The organism is Pectobacterium sp. IFB5596, from assembly GCF_021432585.1.
Taxonomy (GTDB): Bacteria; Pseudomonadota; Gammaproteobacteria; order Enterobacterales; family Enterobacteriaceae; genus Pectobacterium; species Pectobacterium punjabense.
The window spans coordinates 1-12,446 of sequence record NZ_LXFY01000021.1; the positions used below are offsets into that span (position 1 = coordinate 1).

At 52.8% G+C, this 12,446-nt stretch carries 6 protein-coding genes; 4 read left to right on the forward strand and 2 right to left on the reverse strand.

All coding sequences use genetic code 11. From position 1 onward, the window contains the following. Positions 1-219: 219 nt before the first annotated feature. A complete protein-coding gene (iclR, locus tag A6301_RS13610) occupies positions 220-1,050 on the reverse strand; it encodes a glyoxylate bypass operon transcriptional repressor IclR (protein WP_107168444.1) in 831 nt (276 codons plus the stop codon). A 193-nt stretch (positions 1,051-1,243) separates the two neighbouring features. Here iclR and metH point away from each other — a divergent pair, with 193 nt between their 5' ends. The 3 genes from metH (at position 1,244) to A6301_RS13625 (ending at position 8,759) form a co-directional block, all read left to right on the forward strand. Next, positions 1,244-4,927 carry a methionine synthase gene (gene metH, locus A6301_RS13615; RefSeq protein WP_234258000.1) on the forward strand — a complete coding sequence of 1,228 codons (3,684 nt, stop codon included), beginning with the start codon at positions 1,244-1,246 and terminating at the stop codon, positions 4,925-4,927. A 585-nt stretch (positions 4,928-5,512) separates the two neighbouring features. Continuing rightward, complete coding sequence (locus tag A6301_RS13620; RefSeq protein WP_234258001.1) at positions 5,513-6,469, forward strand: AraC family transcriptional regulator; 957 nt, start codon at positions 5,513-5,515, stop codon at positions 6,467-6,469. 193 nt (positions 6,470-6,662) lie between these two features. After that, positions 6,663-8,759, forward strand: a complete 2,097-nt coding sequence (locus A6301_RS13625) for a TonB-dependent siderophore receptor (RefSeq protein ID WP_205540369.1) — start codon at positions 6,663-6,665, stop codon at positions 8,757-8,759. Between the two features lie 68 nt (positions 8,760-8,827). Here the strand turns inward: A6301_RS13625 and A6301_RS13630 are convergent, their stop codons facing one another. Continuing rightward, positions 8,828-10,282, reverse strand: a complete 1,455-nt coding sequence (locus tag A6301_RS13630) for a DASS family sodium-coupled anion symporter (RefSeq protein WP_107168440.1) — start codon at positions 10,280-10,282, stop codon at positions 8,828-8,830. 396 nt (positions 10,283-10,678) lie between these two features. On the opposite strand from A6301_RS13630, the gene A6301_RS13635 reads away from it, so the two are divergent. Next, positions 10,679-12,325: a Na/Pi cotransporter family protein gene (locus A6301_RS13635; protein ID WP_234258002.1), complete on the forward strand. Its 1,647-nt coding sequence runs from the start codon at positions 10,679-10,681 to the stop codon at positions 12,323-12,325. Positions 12,326-12,446: the final 121 nt, after the last annotated feature.

Below are 12,446 nucleotides of genomic sequence, written 5' to 3' on the forward strand. Positions count from 1 at the left end.
GGGCTTAAACTCAATCGCAAGGTTGATAGCCTTAGCGCCCTACGGAAGCTCACTCTGTTTCATGTAGTGATAGCTAATCACTACGTGAGAAAGATACAAGCGCCCTGTGTCGGGCGCGTGCTACGAGGTAGCATGAAAATAACGACATCATCGCGCACGAAACCTTCCAGAGTCTGCATAAACATGCACCTGAAAGGCCTGACGAGAAATACCCTTTATTCATAGCCCACTGTATTCCTGCATGACTTGTTTGGCGGCTTTGATCACCAGCGCGCCGAGTTCTGTGACGCGGTCGTCCGTGATGCGAGATACGGGGCCAGAGATGGAAATGGCGGCGAAGGCTTCCTGATGTTCATCCAGAATACAGGCCGCGATACAGCGTAGCCCCAGCGCATGCTCTTCATCATCGAACGAATACCCCTGCTTGCGAATCAACAAGAGATTTTCTTTCAGCGCTTGTGGCGAACTGAACGTGTGTGGCGTGTAGCCATGCAGCCCTTTCTTGTGCAGTAGTTGGGTAACTTGAGCATCGGGTAAATGCGCCAGAAATGCTTTTCCGGCACCGGAGGCGTGCATCGGTAATTTACCGCCGATGGGGGCGGACATACGCATCAGTGCCGTACATTGAACCTGATCGATGATGATCGCCTGACTATCCGTCTGATCGAGAACGGCCAGATTGACCGTCTCGCCTGAGTCTTCCATTAATTTGCGTAATATCGGATGCACAATCGCTAACAGGTTGCGGCTTTGCAGAAAGCTACTGCCGACGATAAAGGCGTGCGATGCGATCGTCCATAGCCCCAGATCGCCAACCTGACGCACAAAGCCCTGCTGCTGCATAGTGGTGAGCAGGCGGTGGGTGGTGGAATTCGGTAAACCGGCCTGTTGAGCGAGATCGGTTAGCGCCACGCTGCCGTTGGCTTTGGCGATATACTCAAGCAGCGTCAGGCCACGGGTCAGTGACTGAACCTGCCCGGTTGGCTGTGCAGCGTTTCCCGCGCTGGCTCTGGGTTTTTTCCCGCGTTTAGCTGGCTCTGGTGGCGTCATGGCGTCGATTCCTTTTTGTAGTAATGGAATTGATTTTCGTTTTTTTACCGCAGAATGCAACTCTTCTTTCGCTGTGTTTTTTATCGGCAAATTACCTGAAAAAGTCTCACGCTACACCGCGTTAGCCTGCTCATAACTTATGCTAGGATAGACGCAATATATATCGTATTTATTGGCCGGGAATGGGGTTCGCGTGAGTAATCGGGTAGACGAATTGCAGCGTCAGTTGGCGCAACGCATCATGGTGCTGGATGGTGGTATGGGTACTATGATTCAGGGTTATCGCCTGCAGGAAGCAGATTATCGCGGCGAGCGCTTTGCCGACTGGCCGAGCGATGTGAAGGGAAATAACGATCTGCTGGTGCTGACCAAACCGCAGGTGATTAGTGAAATTCACGACGCCTATCTGGAAGCCGGTGCTGATATTCTCGAAACCAACACCTTCAACGCCACCACGATTGCGATGGCGGACTATGATATGGAATCGCTGTCGGCGGAAATTAATACCGTCGCCGCCCAGTTGGCGCGTGCCAGCGCGGATAAATGGACAGCATTAACACCAGATAAGCCTCGCTATGTTGCTGGCGTTCTCGGTCCGACGAACCGCACTGCGTCGATCTCCCCCGATGTTAACGATCCGGCTTTTCGTAACGTCAGTTTTGATCAACTGGTAGAGGCGTACCGCGAATCGACTCGCGCACTGATCGCGGGTGGCGTCGATCTGATCATGATCGAAACCATTTTCGACACGTTGAATGCTAAAGCGGCGAGTTTCGCAGTCGAAAGTGAATTTGAGGCGTTAGGGATTGTTTTGCCGGTGATGATCTCCGGTACGATCACAGATGCGTCAGGACGTACGTTGTCCGGCCAAACCACGGAAGCCTTTTACAACTCTCTGCGTCATTCCCGCCCACTTTCCTTCGGTCTGAACTGTGCATTGGGGCCGGATGAGCTGCGTCAGTATGTCGCCGAGCTATCGCGTATTTCAGAATGCTATGTGAGCGCACACCCGAATGCGGGGCTACCTAACGCCTTCGGGGAATACGATCTCGATCCAGCAGATATGGCGAAACATATCGGTGAATGGGCGCGATCGGGTTTTCTGAATATCGTCGGTGGCTGCTGTGGATCGACGCCTGCACACATTGCTGCGATGGCGAAAGTGGTGGAAGGTGTGCCGCCGCGCACGCTGCCGGAGATCCCGGTAGCTTGCCGTTTATCCGGTCTTGAACCGTTGATTATCGATGCTAATACCCTGTTTGTTAACGTGGGGGAACGGACGAACGTTACCGGCTCTGCGCGTTTTAAGCGTCTGATCAAAGAAGAAAAATACAACGAAGCGCTGGATGTTGCCCGTCAGCAGGTGGAAAGCGGTGCGCAGATCATCGACATCAACATGGATGAGGGCATGCTGGATGCGGAGGCGGCGATGATCCGCTTCCTGAATCTGATTGCCGGTGAACCTGATATTGCCCGTGTGCCGATTATGATCGACTCCTCAAAATGGGATGTGGTTGAGAAAGGGCTTAAATGCATTCAGGGAAAAGGGATTGTTAACTCGATCTCCATGAAGGAAGGTGTGGAGACCTTTATTCACCACGCTAAGCTGGTGCGGCGCTATGGCGCTGCCGTGGTGGTGATGGCTTTTGATGAAGTCGGACAGGCAGATACCCGCGCACGTAAAATTGAAATTTGTAGCCGAGCTTATCGCATCCTGACGGAAGAAGTCGGCTTTCCGCCGGAAGACATCATTTTTGACCCGAATATTTTTGCGGTGGCAACGGGGATCGACGAACACAACAACTACGCGGTGGATTTCATCGAAGCCTGCGCCGATATCAAGGCGCAACTGCCGCACGCGATGATCTCTGGCGGCGTGTCCAATGTGTCGTTCTCATTTCGCGGTAACGATCTGGTACGTGAGGCGATCCACGCCGTCTTCCTGTATTACGCGATCCGCAATGGTATGGACATGGGGATCGTGAACGCCAGTCAGTTGGCGATCTATGACGATCTTCCTATTGAGTTGCGCGATGCGGTAGAGGACGTGATCCTCAACCGCCGCAGCGATGCCACCGAGCGCATGCTCGAACTGGCGGAAAAATACCGCGGTAGCAAAACAGAAGATGAAGGCAGTAAAACACAGGCGGAGTGGCGTGGCTGGGACGTGAAGAAACGTCTGGAGTATTCGCTGGTTAAAGGCATTACCGAGTTTATCGAACTGGATACGGAAGAAGCGCGTCAGCAGGCGTCACGACCGATTGAAGTGATCGAAGGTCCGTTGATGGACGGTATGAACGTGGTCGGCGACCTATTCGGTGCAGGTAAAATGTTTTTGCCGCAGGTGGTGAAATCTGCGCGTGTGATGAAGCAGGCTGTGGCCTACCTCGAACCTTATATTGAAGCCAGTAAAGACAAAGGCTCGTCCGCAGGGAAAATCCTGCTGGCGACGGTAAAAGGCGACGTTCACGACATCGGTAAGAACATCGTCGGCGTGGTGCTACAATGTAACAATTACGAGATTATCGATCTGGGCGTGATGGTTCCGACGGATAAAATCCTGAAAACTGCACGCGAAGAGAATGTCGATATCATTGGGCTATCCGGGCTGATTACGCCGTCGCTGGATGAAATGGTTAACGTGGCGAAAGAGATGGAGCGTCAGGGCTTTACGCTGCCGCTGTTGATTGGCGGTGCGACGACCTCTAAAGCGCATACTGCCGTGAAGATTGAGCAGAACTACAGTGGCCCGACCGTCTACGTGCAGAATGCCTCACGCTCTGTCGGCGTGGTATCGGCTTTGCTGTCCAGTACACAGTACGATGACTTTGTTGCGCGTACCCGCAAAGAGTACGAAACCGTGCGTATTCAGCACGCGCGTAAAAAACCGAGAACGCCGCCGGTGACGCTGGAAGTCGCTCGTGCTAACGCCTCGGATCTGGATTGGGAAAATTATACGCCGCCAGTTGTGCATCGTCTGGGCGTTCAGGAAGTGACAGCCAGCATTGAAACGCTGCGCAATTACATCGACTGGACGCCGTTCTTTATGACCTGGTCGCTGGCGGGGAAATATCCTCGTATTCTGGAAGATGAGGTAGTAGGTGAAGAGGCCAAACGCCTGTTCACCGATGCCAACGCAATGTTGGACGACTTGTCTGCGCGCGGTGCGCTGAACCCTCGTGGTGTGGTGGGTTTATTCCCGGCGAACCGCGTTGGCGATGACGTGGTGATTTATACCGATGAACGGCGCGAAACGGTGCTGTCAGTCAGCCATCATCTGCGTCAACAAACGGAAAAAACCGACTTCCCGAACTACTGCTTGTCCGACTTTGTGGCGCCGAAGTCCAGCGGCAAGCCGGATTATCTCGGTGCCTTTGCGGTGACTGGTGGGCTGGAAGAGGATACGTTGGCCGATCTGTGGGAAGCTCAGCATGATGATTACAACAAGATCATGGTGAAGGCGATTTCTGACCGTCTGGCGGAAGCCTTTGCGGAATACCTGCACGAACGCGTGCGTAAAGTTTACTGGGGCTATGCGCCGAATGAGAACCTCAGTAATGAGCTGCTGATCCGTGAGAATTATCAGGGGATTCGCCCTGCGCCGGGCTACCCTGCTTGTCCAGACCACACGGAGAAAGTACAAATCTGGCAGTTGCTGGATGTGGAAAAACATACTGGCATGAAACTCACTGAATCCTATGCCATGTGGCCAGGTGCGTCGGTATCCGGCTGGTATTTCAGCCATCCTGACAGCAAATACTTTGCGGTCGCACAAATCCAGCACGATCAGGTAGAGGATTACGCGATACGCAAAGGTATGGAAGTGAGTGACGTTGAGCGCTGGCTGGCACCAAATCTCGGCTATGATGCCGACTAGGTATTGATAGGGTGCTTACAGATATTGTTGTCTGAGTTATGCATGACTGGGGGCGTTTCGGGCGTGAGGGCAAAGGTTATATTTTGTGACAAATACGCCACGCCCGACATAGGGCAGCTCAAACGCCGCTTGCCCTATGAACCCAGGCTGTTGGCTGAAATCCTGCCGCTACGCGGTGCCTTCGGAATCATTGAACGCTTATCGAGTCGCCAGTGACGCGTTTACTCGCCCCATAAATGGGGCTCGCCCTTCGGGCCAGCACAAGTGCTGTTCAAAACGCCGTTGACGTTTTGTCCGACGCGGCACTGTCTTTCGCGACGTCCTGTCGCTCACTCGGCGTTCACTGATACCTCAGCATGATTTCTGATGCCAGTCAGAGAACCCTCCCTACGCTAGCTAAGGTATTCAGGATTTAGAACACCATTTCAATGAGAATAATTATCAGTCTTATTGATGCGATTTCATGGGAATGGTAAGGTGATCACCAATTAAGCAGAATGCGTTTTTCTGTTTTCATTCCATGCTTTTCCGTTAACTGCAGGCCTGATTCTGGGCGTTAAACAGGATGAGGGTATCTTCCCGCTTATGCTAAAACGACTCTTTTCCATAGAGGATTTCTTTGATATCGGTGAACGCTACGGGATTGATTACCACTTCCCGCAGTTGTCGTCTTGCCGCGATCGCATGAAAGAAAAGCGCATCGTGGTGCAGGGTGATGTCGAAGAGATGACGCTGTCTTCCGGTATTTGCCTGACGAACTCCAATGTACGCGTGTTGCAGCCTTACGAATCGACGTCTTTGCACTGCTGTCCGTTTTATACGCTGGTGGTGCTGGAAGGGTGTGTCGCGCTGCGCCTGAATGGTAAAGAGTTTGTTGTGCGCTCTGGCATGGCATTCAGTACCCAACTGGGCGATCGGCTAGTCATGAATGCGAGCCACCTTGCTGACCATCATCTTCGTACCGTGTCTTTGGGGATTTTTCCCGCGACTTCCGCTTTGGAGCCGCAGTTGAGCTTGTTGTTGAACGAATGGGAACAGAGCGGTAATCCGACATTTTTATGGCAGGTTCCCGGCTATTTGTTGTCTGGTTTACAGCATGCGCTGGAAAATACCCTGCCGGGTTTATCGCGCCAGCTCATGCTGGAAGGCGTGATGCTGCAACTGCTGGGACATGGTCTGTCATTCGGACAATGTGGGAGAGCGCGGCGTATGTTGCCCCCGCCCGGCGAACAGGAGCGGTTGGATAATGTGCGGCGACGTCTGGCGCAACAGCCTGAAAAAGAGTACACCCTCAATGAGCTGGCGCAGCTGGCCGCGATGAGCAGCAGTAGCCTGCGTACCAAATTTCGTCAAGCATATGGTCATTCCGTCTTTGACTACCTGCGCGACTGCCGATTAGAACTGTCCCGCCGCTATTTGGCGCAGGGATACAGCGTTCAGCAAGCCGCCTGGATGTCGGGCTACCAGCACGCGACTAACTTCGCCACGGCTTTCCGGCGACGTTACGGTATTGCGCCGAGCGATGCGCGCATACCCAGCTAGCCCTTCCTTGTCTTAATCGATGCATTGCTCCTTGCTTACGCCAGGTATTGTCACTTTGCTACCTGTCCAGCGTCTTTCCGCAGAGTTCCCATTTTGTCATTGCGCATACGTAAACCGTCACTGCGCATAGCTATCGGCAGACCAATAACGGTAATAATTCTTATTTACAATAATAAAGTCTGTGGAGATTCCCATGTTCAGAAAAACGCGGCTGGCGCTGCTGGTTGGCTGTTTCACCAGTGGATTTACTGTGTCGGCATTCGCACAGGAGACGTTATCCTCTGGCGATACGTTAGTCGTTACGTCTCAAACGCAACGCGGTGCCACCAAGCTGGAAACGCCGGATATTGAGACTCCTCAGGCCGTTTCTATCATTACGCGCGATCAGATTCAGGAACAAGGCGCGACCAGCGTTAGGCAGGCGGTCGGTTATACGCCGGGTGTGTTTAACAACCAGATTGGTGCCTCTAACCGCTTTGACTACATGGTGTTACGCGGTTTTTCCGACGGCAGTCTTGATAACGTTTATCTCGATGGCTTGAAGATGATGGGAGATACCAATTCCCATAGTTCGCTGGTTATCGATCCCTGGTTCCTCGACAGCATTGAAGTCGTCAGAGGCCCGGCGTCTGTACTCTACGGACGCTCTTCACCGGGCGGGATTGTGGCGCTAAATTCCCGCCAACCGTCGTTTGATCGCAGCGGCCAGATTAAACTGTTTGCAGGTAATAATGCGCAGCGTGGTGCGGCGTTTGACGTTACCGGCCCGTTGGATGACGATGAGCGTTTTGCCTTCCGCCTGGGCGGGATGGTGCGTGAGGCGGATACGCAATTTGGGCCGCTGAAAGAAGAACGTTATGCGGTTGCGCCCAGCTTACTGTGGCGAATTTCCGATAAGACGCGGCTGGAATTGATGGCTTATCTGCACCGCGATCCTGAAGGTGGCAGCCATTCGGGACTACCATATGAAGGCACCGTGGTGGCGCATAACGGCCAGAAAATCTCGAACACCTTTTATGAAGGGGAAGAGAACTATGAGAAATACGACCGCAAGCAAAACATGGTGGGGTATAACTTTGAACATGGTTTTGATAGCGGCTGGGCGGTGCGTCAAAAGCTGCGTTACCTGCGTACCAAAGTGCATTTGGATCAGGTGTACGCCTATGGCTGGACGCAGCCGAGCGCCGATACTCTGACTCGCTACTACTCAGGTTCCCGTGAGTCGCTGTCTGCGTTAACGTTAGATAATCAGCTCGATGGCAGCGTGGATACCGGTGCCGTAAATCACCGTCTGCTGGTGGGGATCGACTATCAGCAGCGTAATAATAACATGGACTGGCCTTCTGGCTCTTTCCCGGCGATCGATGCGTTTAACCCCGTTTACGGCTCTGGGCCAACAGGTATGTCCGGCACGCTGGAAAAACACAAGCTGCAACAGACGGGGATCTACGTTCAGGATCAAATGAGCTGGGAACGCTGGCGCTTGACGTTGGGTGGTCGCCACGATCGGGTGAAAGTCACTCACGTTAACCATACTAACGGCACACATAGTGAGCTTGATAAAAACAACTTTAGCTCACGAGCGGCCTTGCTCTATTTGTTTGATAACGGTTTTGCACCGTATGTCAGCTACTCTACGGCCTTTACGCCGACTAGCTTCGCCGATGATAATGGTAACGTACTGGAGCCGATGAAAGGTAAACAGTGGGAAGCTGGGATGAAGTATCAGCCAGAAGGCTCTCAGGATCAGTACAGTCTGTCGGTCTTCCGTATTAATCAGAAGAATGTCGCGACAAAAGTTCAGCCTAATGACCCTTACCGTTCCGTCGGTGAAATTGAATCTGAAGGTGTCGAACTGGAGGCCGTGAGCCACATTACCGATAATCTGCGTTTGCAAGCGGCTTATACTTATACGGACATTCGCTATAAGAAAAGCAGCGTTGCTGAGCAAGGAAAACGTGCGGTATATGCCCCACGCAATCAGGCTAGTGCCTGGGCTAGCTATGATGTCAAAAGCGGTCCACTGGACGGCCTGACGATTGGCTCTGGCGTGCGTTATGTGAACGGTGTGACTTCCGATCGTGCCAATACCCACACGTTGCCTTCCTATACGTTGGTGGATATGGCGGTGGGATACGATCTCTCGAAGGTGGGTCTGAAAGGGCTGAGTGCACAGCTTAACGTCAATAACCTGACTGATAAACGCTACGTGGCAGCGTGTAACTCGCTAGAGTTCTGTTACTTCGGTGCGGAGCGCAGCGTGGTCGGCAGCGTTTCTTATTCGTTCTGATCACGTTTTTTGCTGTGCTAATAAAAAGCCGGGGAACCCGGCTTTTCCACATAATAACTAGCGAACGGTTAATACAGCCCAATCACTTTCCACCACAATAGACCTGCACTCATGAAGATCGCCTGATTCACCAGACTGACGACAAAGCCAGTGCGCCACCAGACGGCGGTGGGTACGTAGCCTGCACCGAACAGGATCGGGCCGCGTGCGTGGGTATATTGCGTGAGTGAGCAGTACAGGCTACTGGTAAACGCCAGCATGAACGCCATCGGCACTGCTGGAATGTTCAGGTTGATCCCGACACCGAGGAATACCGCGAAAAGGGCGGCGATCTGTGCATTGCCGCTGGCGAAGAAATAGTGGGTGTAGAAATAGGCTGCATTCAACAACAACAGCACCAAGACCCAGCTTGTTCCCTGCATCAAATGGCCGATATTGCTGCCGATGAGATCGCCGAACCAGTTGGTGAAGCCGAGTTTTTTCAACTGATTCGCCATCATCAGCAGGGCGGCGAACCAAATCAGCGTATCCCAGGCTCCTTTCTCGCTTTTCACGTCTTCCCAGCTCAGTACGCCGGTTAACAGCAGAAAGGACAGCCCGACGAAGGAAGCGGTCGTGGCATCTACGCCTAAGCGGTCGCCAAAAATCCACAGTACCAGCAGCAGAATAACGGTGAAGGCCATCAGCCACTCTCCGCGGCTCATATTGCCCATCTTTGCCAATTCTGCGACGGCCAATTTTGGCGCATCCGGCGTATGGCGAATTTCTGGCTTGGTTAGCCAGTAGACGAGCAGTGGGACAACCGCCAGAGAGATCAAACAGGGGACGAGTGCGGCGAGGAACCAACTTCCCCAGGTAATGGTAACGCCTGCGTTGGCAGCGAGTTTCACCGCGAGCAGATTGCCGGTGTAGGCGGTCATAAACATGGCTGCTGTCACGTCGTTAACGTTACCAATACAGGTGATCAGGAACGTACCAATCTTACTGCGCGACGCATCTTCCGGCTTGGAGTCGAAGCTCCGTGACAGCGAATCGGCAATCGGATAAATAATTCCGCCGCAGCGTGCGGTGTTGCTTGGCATCGCGGGGGAAAGCACCAGATCGGCAAAGGCTAGGCCGTAAGCCAGCCCCAATGTGCGCTTCCCTAGCATACGGATCATCTGCAAGGCGATACGGCGACCCAATCCCGTTTTGATAAACCCACGCGCGATCATGAAGGCAACGACAATCAGCCAGATCAGCGAGCTGTTCAAATCGCTGAGTGCGGTTTGTATTGCCCCGCTTGCTGTTTTATCACCCGCGGCGTACGTCAGCGCAAAGAGGGTGATACTGATAATACCGATAGCCCCAATCGGGAGGACGTTAGCGACAATACAAACGATCGTTGCTACAAAAATGACGGCGGAGTGCCAGGCGGCTGGGTTTAAGCCCGTAGGGGGTTCCATTTGCCAAAAAAAAGCGGCGACAGCAAGAATCACGATCAGCGGGAGCCAGTTTAGTCCATACGAGGTTTTTGTCTTCATCCATTTTCCTTACTAAAAAGCCAGAAGGATTGCAGGGCATACGCTAACGTACTCAATTTGCAAAACATTAATCCTGCTTAACGTTTTGCAAGCGCATAACCCATAAGGGTTAGGTACATAAGAGGAGCATAGCGCTAACCAGACAAGGCATGACAGGAAACCGCAGGATTATTGATTTGGATTCTGTTTTTTAAATATTGTCATTTAATTAATTTTTTTCATTTGTTGATGTAATCGATTTTCCTGTGGTGAGGACTGCCTCGCAGCACGGCCAGACAACATCTGGTAAGATGGCTGCTCATTACCTCATCAATACCGTGTTTTCTATCGATACACCGTATTTCATAGACACACTGTATTTCATCGACACATTATTTGACCGGAGGCGCGGACTTTTTGTTAACACTGCTGAATCTCCTTTCTGCGATTGCATTACTGGTGTGGGGCACCCACATTGTCCGCACGGGTATCATGCGGGTTTATGGCACTCAGCTACGGCGAGTTCTCAGCGATAGCGTTGAGAAAAAACCATTGGCTTTTATGGCTGGCATTGGCGTCACTGCGCTGGTGCAGAGTAGTAATGCGACGGCCTTGCTAACGACCTCTTTTGTCTCACAGGGACTGGTGGCTTTAACGCCTGCGCTGGTGATTATTCTCGGGGCGGATGTCGGTACGGCACTGATGGTGCGAATTCTGACGTTCGATCTATCCTGGCTTTCTCCGCTGCTGATTTTTCTTGGCGTGGTGTTTTTCCTCAGCCGTAAACAGACGAGGGTCGGCCAGATTGGTCGTGTAGCGATTGGGCTTGGGCTGATTCTGCTGGCGTTGGAAATGATCGTCTTGGCCGCAGCGCCGATCACGCAGGCGTCGGGCGTGAAGGTGCTGTTCTCTTCGCTGACGGGCGACGTTATGTTGGATGCATTGGCTGGCGCGCTGTTCGCGGTGGTTACCTATTCCAGCCTGGCTGCGGTGCTGCTGACGGCAACGTTAACGGCAAGCGGTGTGATCTCGCTGGAAGTGGCGATGTGTCTGGTCATCGGTGCCAATCTGGGGAGTGGGTTACTGACAATGATGAGCACCTCGACGCAGAATGCGGCGGGGCGACGCGTGGCGCTCGGCAGCATGCTGTTCAAGATGTTCGGTTGTCTGGTTATGCTACCGCTGGTCGAGCCGCTCTCGCGTTGGCTGGCGCGTATTCCGCTAAGTGCTGAAGAGTTGGTGATTTACTTCCACCTGTTCTACAACCTGATTCGTTGCCTGCTGCTGATTCCGCTTACTGGTGTGGTGGCTCGCCTGTCCTGCGCGATGATTGCTGATTCGCCGCAGGTTGATCTCCAGATGAAGCCTCGTCATCTGGATACCAGTTCGCTGGATACGCCAGCATTGGCGTTGGCTAATGCAGCACGGGAAACGCTGCGGATTGGCGATGTACTGGAACAAATGCTGCGCTTATACCGCGAAGTATTGCAGGGCGACCCTATGCAGCGGCGGGAGATTCGTCGGCTTGATGATGATGTCGATATACTATACACCGCGATTAAGCTTTATCTGGCGCAGATTCAGAAAGACGGGTTGGATGAACGGGATTCTCAGCGCTGGGCAGAAGTCATCGAAGTGGCGCTGAATCTGGAACAGGCGGGCGATATTATCGAACGCATGGCTGATGACATTGGCAATCATTCCTCCGGCGTACGCATGGCGTTTTCCGCGCAGGGTTTGGAAGAGTTGAACCACCTGCATGACCAACTGCTGGCGAACTTGCGTCTGGGGCTGTCGGTTTTCTTATCTGAAGATGTCACCAGCGCCAAACGCCTGCGCCGTGCCAAGCACCGTTTCCGTATTATGAATCGTCGTTATGCCCATGCGCATGTCGATCGCTTACATCAGCACAACGTACAGAGTCTGGAAACCAGTTCGCTTCATTTGAGTTTACTTGGCGATATGAATCGGCTGAATTCCCTGTTCTGCGCAGTGGCGTATAACGTATTGATTGTGCAACAGGATGGGGATGAAGAGCGCGAAGAATCACCGTTAACATTGTGACTCCTTCGTGGGAGTTTTACTGAATACGGCAGTCTCTTGGTTATATTTTTATGCGGGCTGCAAGCGGGGTTGGCTGTTATCTGGCGTAAGAAATTATGCTGAGGAGATAGCCGGCTTAGGA